This is a genomic window from Undibacterium sp. Ji50W (assembly GCF_049340445.1).
GTDB lineage: Bacteria > Pseudomonadota > Gammaproteobacteria > Burkholderiales > Burkholderiaceae_D > Undibacterium.
In genome coordinates this window covers 295,541-311,112 of record NZ_JBMPOX010000001.1, presented here as the reverse complement: position 1 = coordinate 311,112, position 15,572 = coordinate 295,541, and the positions used below count along the sequence as shown (strand labels likewise).

Sequence of the window (15,572 nt, the reverse complement as noted above, 5' to 3'; positions counted from 1 at the left end):
TTATTCCTTGGTTACGCGCAGCAATTCTTCTGGCGTAGTCACACCCGCCTTCAGCCAGCGTTCGCCATCTTCACGCATGGTTTTCATGCCATCAGCCTGGGCTGCCGTGCGAATTTCTGCCTCTGCTGCCTGGTGATGAATCTGTGCCCGTATGGCATCGGTGGTCTGCAATAACTCATACACACCAACCCGGCCCTGATAGCCGGTATGGCCGCAATGCTCACAACCCACTGCACGCCAATTGCCATGATCTTCAACCCGGCAATGAATACACAGCTTGCGCACCAGCCTTTGCGCCACGACACCCAGCAAGGATGAGGACAGCAGGAAGGGCTCGATACCCATATCCAGCAGACGCGTGACCGCCGCCGCAGAATCATTGGTATGCAAGGTTGCCAGTACTAGATGGCCAGTCAGCGATGCCTGCACGGCAATCTGGGCTGTTTCCAGGTCACGGATTTCACCGATCATGATGACATCCGGATCCTGGCGCAAAATCGCGCGCAGGGCCTTGGCAAATGTCATGTCGATTTTAGGATTGACCTGGGTCTGGCCGACACCACCCAGTTCATATTCGATAGGGTCTTCTACCGTCAGGATATTGGTGGTACCGGCATTGACACGCGACAAAGCCGCATACAGAGTGGTAGTCTTGCCGGACCCTGTCGGGCCAGTCACCAGTACGATGCCATGCGGTTGCGCAATCAGTTTATCAAATTGGGTCAGCACGTCTGCACTCATGCCCAGATGACTCAAGTCCAGCCGTCCGGCTTCCTTGTCCAGCAAGCGCAGTACCGCTCTTTCACCATGTCCGGTGGGCAGGGTCGATACCCGCACATCTACCGGCTTGCCACCGATGCGCAGGGTAATGCGGCCGTCTTGCGGCAAACGCTTTTCAGCGATATCCAGTTGCGCCATGATCTTGATACGCGAAATCAAGGAAGCGTGTATCGCCTTTTTCGGACGCACTACATCCCGCAGCGAACCGTCAACGCGGAAGCGGACTACGGATATCTGTTCAAACGGTTCCACATGGATATCCGATGCGCCATCGCGCAAGGCCTGGGTCAGCAAGGCATTGATCATGCGGATAACCGGTGCATCGTCGGCCGATTCCAGCAAATCCTCAATGGCGGGCATATCCATCATCAACTTGGCGAGGTCCAGATCGGATTCAACTTCACCCACCACGTCGGCAGCATCGCCACCAGACCCGGCATAGGCTTTCGCAATTGCCTCGGACAATTCAGGATGCGGCAACACCACCAGTTTTACCTTGCCAAACCTGCGCCCCACTTCGGCAATCGCCGCAGAGGGTGTCAGCTTGGACACCAGTATTTCAACCGCGCCATTGACGACCGCATTGTCCCTGACTGCCAGGACAGAAAAATCGCGGGCAAAACCGTAAGGTAATAAACGATTCTCAAGCATGGTTCAATTATTTCCCTTGCTTGTTGTTGCCGGCTTCTGCCGGTATGGTCAAAGGCGTGGACAGCAATTTGCCTTTTTCTATATTCGGCAACAAGGTGTCAGTCAAACCTTCTTTACCCGGTGCCAATTGGGTGCGCATGTAGTCATAGCGGTCAACAGAGACATTATTGCTTTGCTCTGCGCTGCGTATCACGGTCGGACGCAAGAACACCATCAGATTGGTTTTGCCACGTTTGGTGGACTGGTATTTGAACAGGTTGCCCAGAATCGGTATATCACCCAGACCAGTCACTTTTTCCACGCCATCGGTGGTGCTGTCTTCTATCAAACCACCAAGCGCGATAATCTGGCCGTCATCCACCAGCACATTGGTGGAAATGGAACGTTCTTTGGTGATGATGCCAGACACATTGGTGGTGTCATCAATGCTGGAAACTTCCTGATAAATCGCCAGTTTGACGGTACCGCCTTCAGAAATCTGTGGTTTGACCCGCAACTTCAGACCTACGTTTTTGCGCTCTATGGTCTGGAAAGGATTGGCACCAGCAGTACCCGACGTGGCCGTGGTGAACTGCCCCGTGATCAGCGGCACATTCTTGCCGACGATGATGTTGGCCTCTTCATTATCCAGCGTCACGATGTTAGGAATCGACAAGACATTGGCATTGCCATCGGTCTGCAATATATGCGCCAGCGCACCCAGACCCAGTTGGCCATTGATCTGCTTGAAGATACCCAGCGACAGGCCTTTTCCTGGCAAGACCGAACCGGCGCTGGTCGCATTACCAGCGGCCAGTGACAGCAGATTATTCCCAGCTGTTGAAAAGGAAGTACCCCCGCCTACCCGATAATTGCTGGTGCTGTCCCCTGACAAGCCCATCCACTGCACACCCAGCTCATTGGCTTTGTCTGCAGTAATCTCAACGATAAGTGCCTCTACATAAACCTGGGCGCGACGCGCATCAAGCTGGTCTATGACGGTGCGCAAATTGCGATACACGGGCTCGCTGGCAGTGATGATCAGGGTATTGGTTGCCGTATCTGCCTGGATATAACCGGCAGCACCGCCGCCCGTAGACGAGGTGGATGTGCTGGACGTTGGCAAAGACGGTGTGGGGGATGCACCACCGATAGCACCTGCATTGGATGAGGCCAGCGGGCTATTCGTACCATTTGCCGAGCTACCAAAATTCGATACGCTGGAACTTGAGCGTGCGCTGGATGTGTCGCCAGTGACGATGGAACGCAGGGTCTGCGCCAGTTTCTCGGCCTCGGCATTTTTCAGATATACCACATGGACATTGCCTGGCATGGTGGTTGGCTGATCCAGTTTTTCAACGAGGGATTTAATCTGGTTAGCCCTGGCAACAGACGGTGCACGCACCAACAGGGAATTGGAACGGGGATCAGACATCAGTATGGCACGGGCAGGATCCGCACCGGTACCAGAATCCATGATCTTGTTGATCAGTGCCGCCACGTCAGAAGCAATGGCGTGCTTGATAGGAATGACATCCATATCTACCGAAGCCGGTACATCCAGCGCCGCTATGATCTTGTTCAGACGCTTGAGATTATCGGCATAATCGGTAATCACTACCGTGTTATTGCCCGGATTGCCGTTGATGGTGTTATTCGGTGAAATCAGCGGACGCAGGATGGTCACCACATTCGCCGCAGATTCATAATTGAGCTTGTAAATCTGGGTAGCCACCTGGTCACCCTTGGCAGCGTCATTCTTTTCTGCGTGCATGGTCTGGGTCGGACCTGGCTGCAATTTGGCGTCAGACTCCGGCACCACTTTGGAATAGCCATCCGCTGTCACCACAGCATACCCCTGCAGGCGCAAGGTGGATGTCAGCAGTTTGAAAGCCTGATCCTTTGTCAAGGGCGTCTCTGACACCAGGTTAATCTGGCCCTTGACGCGTGGATCAATGATGAAGGTGGTACCGGTATAGTGACCGATCGCCTTGATGACGGATTCAATATCGGCACCGACAAAATTCAGGTCCGCCGTATTTTTTGCTGGTGCTTGCGCCATCGCCGCTGGCGTCAGCAGGAAGCCAGCCGTCAATACCGCAACACCTGTGATGGCAGACAATTGCTGTATAGGTTTGCGTATCGAATTTCTTGTCATGGCGACCCTGTGCTTTAATGGAAATGTTTTCATTTGAACTCTAACGCAATTACATCTTTATCGCCGTCACTGCGGCGCTGTCCCAGCAAATTCAATAAATTTGCCAATTTAGCCTCTTGCCCTGCCTGTGCCCAGGCTTTCCCTGAAAACTGGAAACGTCCTGACAACATCTTACCTGCCCCCTCCAGCATCATCGGCCCTTTCATGGTCGATAACTGCATGTCGGCTTCTGTCCCGCGCAAATCAAACGCCATCTGATAACTGCCCAAAGGCTTGACGGGTGACAGGCGCGAGGCCATTTCTGCCATTTCCAGCTGTACATGACCAGTCACACTGAGCGGCCCACTGGTACGCGAAAACAGCAAATCATTCCATGATAAATGCAATATCCCGGTTGGCCCTATGGTATTTAAGGGCGCACCCAATCCCTCCAGGCGTTCTGGTGGCAATAACAACACTGCCGGGCTCAGTTGCCACTGGCTGAAATTGCCTGCCAGTTTGACCGGTACACTCAGGGAAGCCGGGTTTTCCAGCTCCAGCCTGATCTGCCCCAGCAACAGCATAGGTGAAATATGCCATTGAAAGCGTCCCGGAAACAAGGGTGTGACCGGGCCACGGCCATCTGCGGCAACACCGATAAAAGCCGACCCCTGCCAGAATGTCCCCTGGATATCACCCAGACTAAGGCGACCCCGGCTTTGCTTTTCCACTACCAGACCCAGCCAGCTGGCCGGCAAAAACAGCATCACCGTAACCAGCACACTGATGATCGCGGCAACAATCCAGCCTAAACGTTTAACAATGGGCATCTGTTCAACCTGCCATCACTGGCCGTTTCTTTGCTGCTTTAACGTCAGTGTGGCACTGACCTGGCCACTTTCCAGCAAGGCAACCAGTTTTGCTTCTTCCACTGTCAATCTCGACGCTTTTTGCATTTCCACCATCCATTCCATCAAATTGGCATAACCGGCGGCAGGGATTTGCACCCTGACGATGTCATCATTCACGCCTATGGTCTGGGGCTTGATGCCACGTCTAGTCAGCGACTGTTCCAGTTGTTCCTTGCTGACCGGTGAAATCGTTTCGGACAGGCTGGCGGTAAGTTGTGACTGCTGATTGCTCAATTCGGCCATTTCCGCCAGTTGCTGATTCAACACCGGGATACTGGTTTGTAACTGTTTCAGCCCGCCCAAAGCCGGTGCCAGAAAAATTGCATAGATCAGCGCCAGGGTAATCACCAGTACGCATATCAACAGCATACGGCGTTCACGCTCGGCGCGGGCCAGCCAAAAGAAATTGAATTGTTCCTTCAGTGCATAGATCATCAGTGCTTACCTCCTGCTGTCACGCGCAAGGTACCGTCGGTGGCGGAACTGATTTCCAGTGATTGCTCTGCCAATCCTGTGCGCAGTTTATCCAGCGGCACCTGGATGCCGGGTTTGGTCCTGATGAACAAGGCACGCTCCTTATACTCTATGCCGGCAATCCCGCCCGGTGGACCGAATCTGTCCCAGATCTGGGCAAACTGGGCGGCCATGACGGCAAAATCATTAGCAGCAAATTGTCCCGCTGCGCGTTTGGACACATTCACTTTTTGCTGCATCTGCAGCAGCGGATCAAGTATCGCGGTCTCTTTCGGGAAGCTGTTCCTGTAAGTCTGCGTCAGGGATTTGCTGATGTCCTGGGCTTCTTTGCGTTTGCTCAACCATTCAAAATTCAATGCTGCCAGATTCACTATCAACAGCGCCAGCGCCAGACGCAAGGGCCAGCGCCACTTGCTCCAGTCAAAACTGGCCATGTGTTCGGCTGCGATAGCCGTCATCAAATCCGGTGTCGTCTGGCTGATGCCGGCGACTCGCGTCACCCAGCTGATAGCGGACAGATTGATGCCCTCTTCCAGACCAAGCTGGCCAACCAGTAGCTGATAGGCATCCAGCTCAGCGGCAGGCACATGGACATCTACCTTGGGTAGTTCGCTCAGGTGTCCCAGCATGGCCAGCGCATCCGCCTGCCCGGTCAGGTCCAGGCTCAGGCCTATGCCTTGTTTTTCACCATTGCGCAGACAGAGTTCAAGTGCATTATCTTTTTCTTCTATCAGGGCGCAGGCTGCTGCACTCTGCCCATCCACAGCGGGATGAAAGGCCAATGCCAGTTGTGCCGGATACGCAGACAATTTGCGTGCTGGCCAGTCCTTGACGCGCTTGGCGACGTCTTCCAGCCACAGGCGGTCGGCCACGGCCACGCTGATTTCGCCATCGATCACGGATGAGGCAACCAGTAGCAAGTCCGCCGGATCGCTGACAAGTTGCTCTTCCAGCAAATTCGGCAAGGCGGTTTTGAGTTTGGCCGCCGACATCGGTGGTACTTTGACTGTCAGCAAACTGGCATCGGTCGCCGCCAGCAAAAATGCGACTTGCTTTGCGCCTGCGGCCAGTGGCTTCAGATCGGCCAGCGGCATCTGCCCCTGTTGCTGCAGCCGCCCTTCTGCCGTTATCAGCGCAAAGGACAAGGCTTGTCCGGCCCATTCAGGCCGGTTCTGTGCTGCCGCCCTGGAGGGCAAAGAAATATACAGTGTGCTTGCCATATTTTTATTCAGTTTTCCCGTACCCAAAGCACCGATGTTGTCACGGGCGTCGTCGTTGTTGCACTTTCTGCCCGCTCTATCAAGGCACTGACATCCAGTGCCGAGCGATTCATTTTCACTTTACCATTCACAATAAAAAAATTGGTATAGACCTCCACGTCCTTGTCGTTCATGGTTTTAGTCTTATCCTCAAAACGCCGCTTGAAATCAGCCACCGTCAGGAAATATGCCCTGTCACGGCTGGCGATCATCATCGCGGCATCACTTACGCTAAGGCCCTCTATCCTGGCGGCAAGGACTTCTGCCGTCGTGGTATTGATGTTAATCGTGGTCTTGCGTGGCAATACCGTGACGGCAGTTTTCAGGCGATTCAGCATTTCCGGATTGAATCCGCTGACTGCCAGCAAATCATCAATCTGGGTGAAGCGCAAGAATTGTACTTCAGGAAACGACTCTTCTGACGAGGTTTTTCCAGTTCCGGACTCGGCCGCGCTTGAACCAGGGGCCGCCGCGACCCTGGCCTGGGTTTTTGCCACCATGGCTGCAACCGGCTCGGCCAGTTGCGGATCCAGACGCAAATTGGTCAAAAGACGGGCAAACACGGCCAGTTCGCGCGGATCAACAATACCATCGGTTGCCAGGTTATTCAGGTTAAACATGGCCTGGGCATCACTGACCTGACCTGACAGGGTGGCATCACTATCCTCCCCTTCGGCGCGGGCATTTTCCACATATTGATCAAGCCGGGTGTCGGCCAGTGCCACTGCCCAGGGTTCGCCCAGGTGATCCACATTCGCCGATTGCTTGCCGTCTTCCCGTAAGATCAGCCTGGCCCAGTCGATGGCACCGCGCAAAATCCATTTTTTCTGCAACTGCATGCGCTGATTTTCTATGGACCTGACCTGCACCTGTTGCTGCCAGAACAAACTGGCAACGATGGTAATGGCCAATGTCGTCAGCAGCAATGCCGTGATGACAGCTACCCCTGTTTGCTTGCCAGAATAGACTGGTAGAGACTTCATACTGCCCCCAGCAAGAAGACTTTGGTGACAGGCAGTTCACGCCCGGTCAGTTGCACGGACAACTCCAGTCCAGTCAGTTTATTGCCTTTGGCGACGGGCGCCGACCCTGTTCCTGATTGCGCTGTCGCCGCACCATCCGCTTCAGTGCCCCCCATGCGCCAGCCATTTTCACCATTTCTCCAGGTCCGCATATCCAGGCTCAGTATCTGGCTTTGCAAGGCAATGGCAGGACTGCCATCAACATCAGACATGGCATTTTGCCAATCCTGCTCCAGTGTCGCCAGCTCACGCGTTGGCGACATTTCACTGCGGCTTAGCACTCCTTCCTTGAGGCGATAGGCAACCACCTGCAAGCGGCTGGGCTGATTTTCTTCAAATACCGTGCGTACCAGTACCAGCCTTGAACCAAGTGCGCTCAAGATTTCTCTTCCGGGTAAATTATTCGGGTCGACCAGATGCGCGCAGTCGTTTTCTATCTGGGCAAATGCCAGTTGTATGCCACGCGTCTGTTCCATTTCAGCGGTCAGGCCAGCCCTGGCCCGCACTATGCTGTCCAGCCCGCGCCAGCCCAGCACGGCAATAATCGCCAGTATGGTGATTGCCACCAGCAGTTCTATCAGCGTGAACCCGGTTTGATGGCGCAGTTTGCTGCTACTTCTACAGCGCATTCGGCACCACCTGCGTCAGCTTGATGATGCGGCGCTCAGGCTTGTCAGCTTCAAAGACAAACACTTCGACCCGCCGGAATGAGGGATTGGGTGTGGCAATCACATGTTCTTCACACATCAGGTGCAAGTCACCCTGCGGGCAGGCAAAAGTGCGTTCGCCAAATTCTGGCCATTCATGCGCCAGGCGGATTTGTGCCAGCCGGTTTTCGGCTGACCAGGTCGCCATCATCGAACCGCGCAAATTATTGCTGTTTTGCGTCAGACTGCCTACAGCACGCAGGCTGGCACCGAGTGCCGTACCAACGATGACCAGCGCCACCAGCACTTCAAGCAGGGTAAAGCCGGATTGATTGGATGAGTGTCGCATCTTATTCCACAGAAAAATGGCCGACACCATCGGCCCGCACACTGACTTGCTTGTCGGCAGATTTGATGCTCAGGATAAAGGGTTTGTCCACCGGCTCGCGCCCGAAAATGATGCGTATGGTGGCGGCATCGGACGACTGCGGCTGCAGCGACAATTGCACCGGGGCCAATTGAAAAAAACGCTCGCGCAACATCTCATCCTTGATCGGCGACCAGATCCGGTCTTCGCGAACATAGAAACGGTAGCCGTTTTGATCAACCTCAAAAGCCACCGGCAGGTTGCGCACGATGGCTTCATCACGGGCCAGTTGCAATAGCAGGGAAATGCGCTTGGCATCGTTTTCCAGTCGCTGCTGCGCACCCGGCATGGCGTTAATACTCACGGCCCCCAGAATGAGGCCGAAAATAACCAGCACTACCAGCAACTCCAGCAGCGTGAAACCACGCTGCCTGCCCTTGTTTGTCATGTAAGCGTCTTACAAATCCCAGGAACCGATATCGGCATCGTCACCGGCACCGCCGGGCTGGCCATCAGCTCCCAGAGAAAACACATCCACTTCGCCACGTATACCGGGCGACAGGTATTGATAAGGCTTGCCCCAGGGGTCATTACGCAATTTTTCTATATAACCGCCTGACTGCCAGGAATTCGCCGCCGGACCGGAAGTCGGCTTCTCTATCAAAGCCTGCAAACCCTGCTCCGTGGTCGGATAGCGCTGGTTATGCAGGCGATACATTTTCAAGGCTCCCATGATGGTGGAAATATCCTGTTTGGCCGCCGTCACCCTGGCTTCATGGGTAAAACCTGTCAGTTTGGGCACCATGAATGCCCCAAGAATGGCAATAATCGTCACCACCACCATGATTTCAATCAGCGTAAAGCCGCGTGACGAAGCAGAGGCAGGGCGAACACGTGGAACTGCAAATGTATTGGACATAGCTAAAATCAATAATTAAAAACGTTCAAAACCACCCGGGCATGACAGGTATCATGCGCATGCAGTATAAATCCTGGAATCTGAATTAAGGCTGCTTTCTGTATCCAATCGTAACAGAAAGATCAGAGAAATAATGCTGCACCTCAAAACCAATCTCAAGCACCCATTTTGCCATGTTCTAAATGGACCTGGCGGCGGGCCACGCCGACGCAAAAAAACGCCAGCTACTACCACCAGTATATTTCAACTCAATTTCAAGGGCAAACTGCGCAGACGCTTGCCGGTCAGCTTGAATACGGCATTGGCTACCGCAGGCGCAACTGGCGGCACCCCGGGTTCGCCTATGCCCTGCGGTGGCTCCGCACTCTTGATGATCACGGTTTCCACCTCTGGAGCCTCATTGATGCGCAAAACCGGATAATCACCAAAATTGGTCTGCACCACCTTTCCATCTTTGATCAGGATTTCGCCATACAATGCAGCACTCAGGCCGAATACGATGGCGGATTCCATTTGCTGGGCAATGATATTCGGGTTGACGGCAATACCGCAATCCAGCGCACACACGACCCGGTGTACCCGGATCTGGCCATCCTGTACTGACACTTCAGCAATCTGGGCCACGATAGTACCAAAGGATTCATGCAGGGCCAAGCCATGTGCCCTGCCAGCCGGCACTTGCCCAGCCTTGCTGACGGCGGCGTCAAGCACAGCAAGATGACGCGGATGGCGCACCAGCAAGGCACGCCGGAATGCCGCGCCATCCTGGTTGGCGGCATGGGCCAGCTCGTCGATAAAACTTTCCTTGAAAAATGCATTGTGCGAATGACCGACCGAGCGCCAGAAACCTATGGGTACCGCACTGGGCACGATGACATGGGCAATGCGCTGATTCGGTATTTCATACGGCATGTCAAACTCGCCTTCTGCCGTAGTCTTGTCCGGCCCGGCACCGGCAAAGCCGAAAGCGCGTTTCAAAAACTGATGGGCAATTGCCCCAGATGCTGATTTATTGTCATAGGCAAGCAACTTGCCTGCACTATCCAGGCCAGCCCTGAAGCGTGCCAGTGCCGCCGGGCGGTACATGTCATGGCTGATATCTTCTTCGCGGCTCCAGATCAGTTGCACTGGCAAACCCTTGGTTTCCATGGCGATACGCACCGCCTGGGCCACCATGTCGGCCTCCAGCCTGCGACCAAAACCGCCCCCCAGGTAAGCCATATGCAAGTTGACATTTTCCGACTTGGTATTCGCCACCTTGGCCGCAAGATCAACGGAAATGCCGGGCACCTGGGTAGATACCCATACGTCGACCTTGCTATCCCCAACCTGCGCCGTACAATTGATCGGCTCCATCGCTGCATGTGCAAGAAAAGGGGCGCGGTATTCGGCTTCCACTGTTTTCGCCAGGTTTTTCCCGGCCAGTGCTTCGGCTGCATCACCGGCCTGGTAATAGGCGTGACCACTTTCCTTATCCAACTGGCTGGCAAATTCCTTGAATATGCCTTCACTGGACAAGCTGGCATTCTCACCCGGCTCCCAGACTATCGTCAGTGCAGCCATGGCCTGCCTGGCCTGCCAATAAGATTTGGCAACCACCGCCACACCTGCCACCATGTCCGGCATGGAAAAATCCACGACCTGCGTTACACCAGGCATGTTCATGACACTGGCTGCATCAAACTGTTTTACTTTCCCACCGATGGTGGGACTTTGTTTCAGTGCGGCATACAGCATGCCCTCGGGTCGCGCATCAATCCCGAAACCTGCACTGCCATCCACCTTGGCAAGTGCATCGGTACGTGGCTGGGGAGTGCCTATCAATTTGAAATCGCGCGGATTTTTCAGTTGTACTTCGCCCGGCTGGCTGTGGACGGCATCCACGGCCAGTTCAGCATAGCTGGCGCGCTTGCCGGACGGGTGCAGGACAGCACCATCCTGGGTTTTGCATTCGGCAACGGCCACCTGCCATTTTTTGGCTGCAGCAGCGACCAGCATGGCACGCGCCGTGGCACCGGCTTCCCGCATGGGCAGCCATGCATCCTTGACGCTGGACGAACCGCCCGTCATCTGCACACCCAGTTCTCGCGCGAATTTCAGCGTGATCCAGTGGGCAACGCGCTTCAGGCTACCCTGATCATCCGGATGAAAAGGCAGGCCATCCGCAATCGCAGCCAGATTGCCGTAGATCTTGTCAGCCGGCACATACATGGGCTTTACCTGGCTCAGAGGCACATCCAGCTCTTCCGCCACCAGCATTTGCAAAGCAGTATGAATACCCTGCCCCATCTCGCTTCTGTGCATGACGACATTGACGCTGCCATCCGCGGCGATGCTGATCCAGCCATTCAGCGCTACTTCGCCATCAAGCACCGGCAAATCATGCGCGGCATTCAGGCGCTGGCGTGGCGGCAAGAAGCCCCAGCCAACCAGCAAGGCACCGGTTAGCCCCAGGCCACCAAGAATAAAGCGGCGCCGCGATTTCTTTTTGGGTTGCGACATGCAAGTCTCCGTTATTTTTTGCTGGTACAGGCAATGGCAGATCAGGCTCAGTTCAAGTATTCCTGCGCGGATAACCTTCTGCCAGGATGCGGGTCCAGACAATTTCTTTTTGTTCAGGCGTCATAAACACCCACTCCGCCACTTCTGCCACCGTGCGGCCACAGCCGCGACACACGTCATCAAACGTTGTTGAACAAACAGCAACACAGGGTGTATCCGGGCGTTCTTTGCCTTCCATCTTTATCACTGTCATTATTCAAACGTTCCTGCATCATTAAAGGATATTGCGGACAGAATATACACTGCATACCAATAATAAGACGGGTGCTCGCCTTTTGCTGCCCAATACCGTGCAATAGTAAATGGTTTTTATATAAGTCCAGCTAAAACCAATTGGTACAGACACTCTATTTTTTGTGCGCGGAAGGGTTCTGTTGACATGCGGCAGGCTTCGGCAGGAAAATTATGCTCCCAGCCTTTATTCACTTCAGGAAAGCACATCATGAAAGTTGCCGTCATATTGTCAGGTTGTGGAGTTTTCGATGGTGCAGAAATTCACGAGAGCGTCCTGACCATGCTGGCCCTGGTCCGGGCAGGCGTGGAGCCCGAGTTTCTGGCACCGGATATGCCACAGCTGCATGTCGTCAATCACCTTACCGGCGAAGTGGCAGTTGGCGAAACCCGCAATGTGCTGGTTGAATCCGCACGCATAGCACGCGGCAAGATCAAGGACATAGCACAAGCCAATGTGGCGGATTATGCTGCGGTTTTCTTTCCGGGTGGTTTTGGCGCAGCCAAAAACCTGTCTGACTTTGCTATCAAAGGAGCAGATTGCCAGATACAGGCTGACGTATTGCGTTTTGCCAAAGGCGTTGCAGCAGCAGGCAAACCTGCCTGTTATATCTGCATTGCGCCCGCCATGATCCCACAGGTATACGGCAGCGGCACCGCCGTCACCATAGGCACAGATGAAGCGACTGCCGCCGCCATCACGGCCATGGGTGGACATCACATCAGTTGTCCGGTCAAGGAATTTGTCATCGACAAAGAAAAAAAACTGGTCAGCACACCCGCCTACATGCTGGCGGAAAATATTGCAGAAGCCGCCACTGGCATTGAAGCGGCAGTCAAAGCCACGCTGGCACTGATCTAGTGTAGTGCTGCACTAGACGCTGGCCACTGGCTGCACCGTTAGTTGTTCAGCCAAATTACTGATTCATTTTTTGCCTCACCATAAGGCCCGCATGACACAAGATTTTTTCCAATCACTGATTTTACTGGTACTGGTGACTGACCCGTTTGGCAATGTCCCGATTTTTGTCAGTGCCTTGTCGCATGTCGCCCCGGAAAGACGCTGGCGCGTCGTGGTACGTGAATGTGCAATTGCTTTCGCCCTGTTGTTGCTGTTCATGTTTTTTGGCAAGCATTTCCTGACGGCGCTGCAATTGACAGAGGTATCATTGCGCATAGGTGGCGGCGTCATTTTATTCCTGATCGCCTTGCGCATGGTATTCCCGCAGGAAGGCGGGATTTTCGGTGACGTGGAAGATGGCCATGAGCCATTCATCGTCCCGCTGGCCATCCCTGCCCTCGCTGGGCCGTCCGCATTGGCAACCGTGCTGCTGTTTTCATCCGACAGCAAGCAAGACATGATGGTTCATCTGGCCGCGCTGACTGCGGTTGCGGTTGTCTGGCTGATCGTATTACTGAGTGCCGAACGCATGCAAAGAGTATTGGGCGTGCGCGCCATGACGGCATTTGAACGCCTGATGGGTTTGATACTGACGGCGATGTCAGTAGAAATGCTGCTGGCAGGGATCAGGGATTATCTGAAAACCCTGTAGTAGTTTATGCGCCAGCAGTGTTTTTGAATCAATGCTCAGCGCTCAATCCTCAATGATTGAAGGTAAAGTAACCAAGCAAAAACAGGGCGAGCGCTATCAGGAATTGTTTCAGGTTCTGGCGGTTCATTGTCTTCCTCATCCTATGATTTTATTCGCGCTCATGCTGGCGATGTCAGCATCACTGTAACCCAAACTGCGCAAGACTTCATGATTATGCTGGCCCAGGCGTGGGCCCAGCCATTGCGTCTGGCCTGGCGTTGCTGACATTTTGGGTGTAATGGCGGGTAATTTGACGGGCGTACCATCTTCGAACGCATGTTGCTCGAACATCTGCCGCGCCAGGAATTGCGGATCACTCATCATGTCACGCACAGAATAGATCTTCCCTACCGGCACATCTGCTGCCTTGAGTATCTGCAAGGCAGCATCTATATCACGACCCGAACACCAGTCCTGGATTGCTGCATCGATTTCTGCCGTGCGCGGGACACGGCCATCATTGCGCACCAGCCCGGGGTCTTGTGCCAAATCATCCCTGTCTATGGCTTTCATGAGTCTATGGAAAATAGCATCACCATTACCCGCAATGACGATATTCTCGCCCTCTGCCGTGGTATAGGTATTCGATGGCACAATGCCGGGCAAAGCACCGCCAGTGCGTTCGCGCACCACACCGGCATGATCAAATTCCGGCACCAGCGATTCCATCAGGTTGAACACGGATTCATACAGGGCAACGTCGACCATCTGCCCCTGCCCCGCCACACAGGCATCACCTTGCTTACCATTCCAGCGACCACCGCTGACATCGCGATGACGCAATGCCATCATGGCACCAATCACGCCATGCAGGGCGGCCACTGAATCGCCAATGGAAATACCCACCCGCACCGGTGGCCGGTCTGCATGGCCAGACACATAACGCAAGCCGCCCATCGATTCGCCAATAGCACCAAAGCCTGGCAAATCCTTCATGGGGCCGGTCTGGCCATAACCGGACAGGCGCACCATGATGGTGGCCGGGTTGATGGCCTTCAAATCTTCATAACCCAGCTCCCATTTTTCCAGCACGCCGGGGCGGTAATTTTCGATGATGATGTCAGCTTCCAGCGCCAGCTTTCTGGCAATTTCACGCGCCTGCGGCTGCTTCATGTTCAGGGTAATGCTTTTTTTATTGCGTGCCTGCACGCTCCACCACAGCGAGGTTCCATCTTTCAGGACACGCCACTGACGCAAGGGGTCGCCGCCATCCGGCGCTTCCACCTTGATCACTTCAGCCCCGAATTCGGCCAGCATGCGTGAACAAAAGGGCCCGGCAATCAGCGTGCCCAGCTCCAGAACCTTGATACCCGCCAGAGGGCCATGTGTATTTGCTTGTGGCTTCATGCTTGTAAGTTCATCCCTTGGCATCCCTTAGAAAAAGGTCAGTTTCTTGATTTCCCAGAGCAAATTGGCACGTGCCTGTGCGTCGAAACGACTTGCCATGTTGGCAGTGAAGAACAATTGCTCACGCTCGGCAAAACGTTTCAGCACCTTGACTCTGCCGATCCGGTACGAAGGTGCCGTCACCCAGCGATATTCATGACGTATGGCCTGGCTGTACTGCTGATAGATATCCGACGCAGCACCAAGTATGGCCAGGTCAATATCGAGAAAAAGCGGTAAATCATGTGCCTGGTTTTTAAACTGTGGCACTTCATGTCTGGCCGTTGCCAGAATGCATTGCTGTACCTTAGGTATCACAAGCACGTCAATTTCAAGACGACTCAAGATCTCGCCAGCCAGTTCAGCACTCTTGAGTTCATTATTGCTGGCATGGGTGTCATAGATAATGTCATGAAACCAGATCGCCAGCGCGACAACCGCAAAGTCACGGATGTCAGCCTTCATCTGGTCTGCATGCAGCAGCAAGGCCCAGACATGAGATAAATTATGGTAGCTGCGATGTGGTTCCGAGTAATGTTTGTCCAGCACCGTCCAGGCTTTCGCTGCCTGATGGGGGCTGCCGGCCAAGCCCTGGATCAAATCCAGCCATTGTTGCCGCAACTGTTTCTTTTGCTCATTGGAAATCAGGAACATG

Annotated in this window: 16 protein-coding genes; 2 read left to right on the top strand and 14 right to left on the bottom strand. The window is 54.2% G+C overall.

The window, feature by feature from the left end:
- From gspE to ACO0K9_RS01490, 12 genes are all read right to left on the bottom strand, one after another.
- Entirely contained in the window at positions 1-1,431 is a 1,431-nt protein-coding gene (gene gspE / locus ACO0K9_RS01545; RefSeq protein ID WP_422981071.1) for a type II secretion system ATPase GspE, read from the bottom strand.
- A 7-nt stretch (positions 1,432-1,438) separates the two neighbouring features.
- Positions 1,439-3,601 carry a type II secretion system secretin GspD gene (gene gspD, locus ACO0K9_RS01540; protein ID WP_422981069.1) on the bottom strand — a complete coding sequence of 721 codons (2,163 nt, stop codon included), beginning with the start codon at positions 3,599-3,601 and terminating at the stop codon, positions 1,439-1,441.
- Complete coding sequence (gspN, locus tag ACO0K9_RS01535; protein ID WP_422981067.1) at positions 3,598-4,377, bottom strand: type II secretion system protein N; 780 nt, start codon at positions 4,375-4,377, stop codon at positions 3,598-3,600. The genes gspD and gspN overlap by 4 nt, the downstream gene beginning before the upstream one ends.
- A 15-nt stretch (positions 4,378-4,392) precedes the next feature.
- Positions 4,393-4,893: a type II secretion system protein GspM gene (gspM, locus tag ACO0K9_RS01530; protein ID WP_422981065.1), complete on the bottom strand. Its 501-nt coding sequence runs from the start codon at positions 4,891-4,893 to the stop codon at positions 4,393-4,395.
- On the bottom strand, positions 4,893-6,152 hold the full coding sequence (gspL, locus tag ACO0K9_RS01525; protein WP_422981063.1) for a type II secretion system protein GspL: 1,260 nt from the start codon (positions 6,150-6,152) through the stop codon (positions 4,893-4,895). The genes gspM and gspL overlap by 1 nt, the downstream gene beginning before the upstream one ends.
- A gap of 8 nt (positions 6,153-6,160) precedes the next feature.
- Positions 6,161-7,174: a type II secretion system minor pseudopilin GspK gene (gspK, locus tag ACO0K9_RS01520; RefSeq protein WP_422981061.1), complete on the bottom strand. Its 1,014-nt coding sequence runs from the start codon at positions 7,172-7,174 to the stop codon at positions 6,161-6,163.
- On the bottom strand, positions 7,171-7,842 hold the full coding sequence (locus tag ACO0K9_RS01515; protein ID WP_422981059.1) for a PulJ/GspJ family protein: 672 nt from the start codon (positions 7,840-7,842) through the stop codon (positions 7,171-7,173). Before ACO0K9_RS01515 ends, gspK begins: the two co-directional genes overlap by 4 nt.
- Positions 7,832-8,209, bottom strand: a complete 378-nt coding sequence (gene gspI / locus ACO0K9_RS01510) for a type II secretion system minor pseudopilin GspI (RefSeq protein WP_186946624.1) — start codon at positions 8,207-8,209, stop codon at positions 7,832-7,834. The genes ACO0K9_RS01515 and gspI overlap by 11 nt, the downstream gene beginning before the upstream one ends.
- A 1-nt stretch (position 8,210) precedes the next feature.
- Positions 8,211-8,675 carry a type II secretion system minor pseudopilin GspH gene (gspH, locus tag ACO0K9_RS01505; protein WP_422981057.1) on the bottom strand — a complete coding sequence of 155 codons (465 nt, stop codon included), beginning with the start codon at positions 8,673-8,675 and terminating at the stop codon, positions 8,211-8,213.
- A gap of 9 nt (positions 8,676-8,684) precedes the next feature.
- Complete coding sequence (gspG, locus tag ACO0K9_RS01500; RefSeq protein ID WP_186946626.1) at positions 8,685-9,146, bottom strand: type II secretion system major pseudopilin GspG; 462 nt, start codon at positions 9,144-9,146, stop codon at positions 8,685-8,687.
- A gap of 243 nt (positions 9,147-9,389) precedes the next feature.
- Positions 9,390-11,648, bottom strand: coding sequence for a molybdopterin cofactor-binding domain-containing protein (locus ACO0K9_RS01495; protein ID WP_422981055.1), 2,259 nt, complete (start codon positions 11,646-11,648; stop codon positions 9,390-9,392).
- 52 nt (positions 11,649-11,700) lie between these two features.
- The gene (locus ACO0K9_RS01490) at positions 11,701-11,901 is read right to left on the bottom strand and encodes a DUF1289 domain-containing protein (RefSeq protein ID WP_422981053.1); all 201 of its coding nucleotides are present in this window, start codon (positions 11,899-11,901) and stop codon (positions 11,701-11,703) included.
- 249 nt (positions 11,902-12,150) lie between these two features.
- On the opposite strand from ACO0K9_RS01490, the gene elbB reads away from it, so the two are divergent.
- Both elbB and ACO0K9_RS01480 read left to right on the top strand, forming a co-directional pair.
- Complete coding sequence (gene elbB, locus ACO0K9_RS01485; RefSeq protein WP_422981051.1) at positions 12,151-12,801, top strand: isoprenoid biosynthesis glyoxalase ElbB; 651 nt, start codon at positions 12,151-12,153, stop codon at positions 12,799-12,801.
- Between the two features lie 91 nt (positions 12,802-12,892).
- Positions 12,893-13,492: a MarC family protein gene (locus tag ACO0K9_RS01480; protein ID WP_186946629.1), complete on the top strand. Its 600-nt coding sequence runs from the start codon at positions 12,893-12,895 to the stop codon at positions 13,490-13,492.
- A 135-nt stretch (positions 13,493-13,627) separates the two neighbouring features.
- On the opposite strand, the gene ACO0K9_RS01475 is transcribed toward ACO0K9_RS01480, so the two are convergent.
- Together ACO0K9_RS01475 and ACO0K9_RS01470 are read right to left on the bottom strand one after the other, a co-directional pair.
- Positions 13,628-14,878, bottom strand: a complete 1,251-nt coding sequence (locus ACO0K9_RS01475) for a CaiB/BaiF CoA transferase family protein (RefSeq protein WP_422981049.1) — start codon at positions 14,876-14,878, stop codon at positions 13,628-13,630.
- A 27-nt stretch (positions 14,879-14,905) separates the two neighbouring features.
- The gene (locus ACO0K9_RS01470) at positions 14,906-15,571 is read right to left on the bottom strand and encodes a hypothetical protein (RefSeq protein WP_422981047.1); all 666 of its coding nucleotides are present in this window, start codon (positions 15,569-15,571) and stop codon (positions 14,906-14,908) included.
- Position 15,572 lies beyond the last annotated feature (1 nt).

Coding starts and splice junctions, on each gene's coding strand:
- gspE (WP_422981071.1), bottom strand. CDS start 1,431: ATGCTTGAGAATCGTTTATTACCTTACGGTTTTGCCCGCGATTTTTCT.
- gspD (WP_422981069.1), bottom strand. CDS start 3,601: ATGAAAACATTTCCATTAAAGCACAGGGTCGCCATGACAAGAAATTCG.
- gspN (WP_422981067.1), bottom strand. CDS start 4,377: ATGCCCATTGTTAAACGTTTAGGCTGGATTGTTGCCGCGATCATCAGT.
- gspM (WP_422981065.1), bottom strand. CDS start 4,893: ATGATCTATGCACTGAAGGAACAATTCAATTTCTTTTGGCTGGCCCGC.
- gspL (WP_422981063.1), bottom strand. CDS start 6,152: ATGGCAAGCACACTGTATATTTCTTTGCCCTCCAGGGCGGCAGCACAG.
- gspK (WP_422981061.1), bottom strand. CDS start 7,174: ATGAAGTCTCTACCAGTCTATTCTGGCAAGCAAACAGGGGTAGCTGTC.
- ACO0K9_RS01515 (WP_422981059.1), bottom strand. CDS start 7,842: ATGCGCTGTAGAAGTAGCAGCAAACTGCGCCATCAAACCGGGTTCACG.
- gspI (WP_186946624.1), bottom strand. CDS start 8,209: ATGCGACACTCATCCAATCAATCCGGCTTTACCCTGCTTGAAGTGCTG.
- gspH (WP_422981057.1), bottom strand. CDS start 8,675: ATGACAAACAAGGGCAGGCAGCGTGGTTTCACGCTGCTGGAGTTGCTG.
- gspG (WP_186946626.1), bottom strand. CDS start 9,146: ATGTCCAATACATTTGCAGTTCCACGTGTTCGCCCTGCCTCTGCTTCG.
- ACO0K9_RS01495 (WP_422981055.1), bottom strand. CDS start 11,648: ATGTCGCAACCCAAAAAGAAATCGCGGCGCCGCTTTATTCTTGGTGGC.
- ACO0K9_RS01490 (WP_422981053.1), bottom strand. CDS start 11,901: ATGACAGTGATAAAGATGGAAGGCAAAGAACGCCCGGATACACCCTGT.
- elbB (WP_422981051.1), top strand. CDS start 12,151: ATGAAAGTTGCCGTCATATTGTCAGGTTGTGGAGTTTTCGATGGTGCA.
- ACO0K9_RS01480 (WP_186946629.1), top strand. CDS start 12,893: ATGACACAAGATTTTTTCCAATCACTGATTTTACTGGTACTGGTGACT.
- ACO0K9_RS01475 (WP_422981049.1), bottom strand. CDS start 14,878: ATGAAGCCACAAGCAAATACACATGGCCCTCTGGCGGGTATCAAGGTT.
- ACO0K9_RS01470 (WP_422981047.1), bottom strand. CDS start 15,571: ATGTTCCTGATTTCCAATGAGCAAAAGAAACAGTTGCGGCAACAATGG.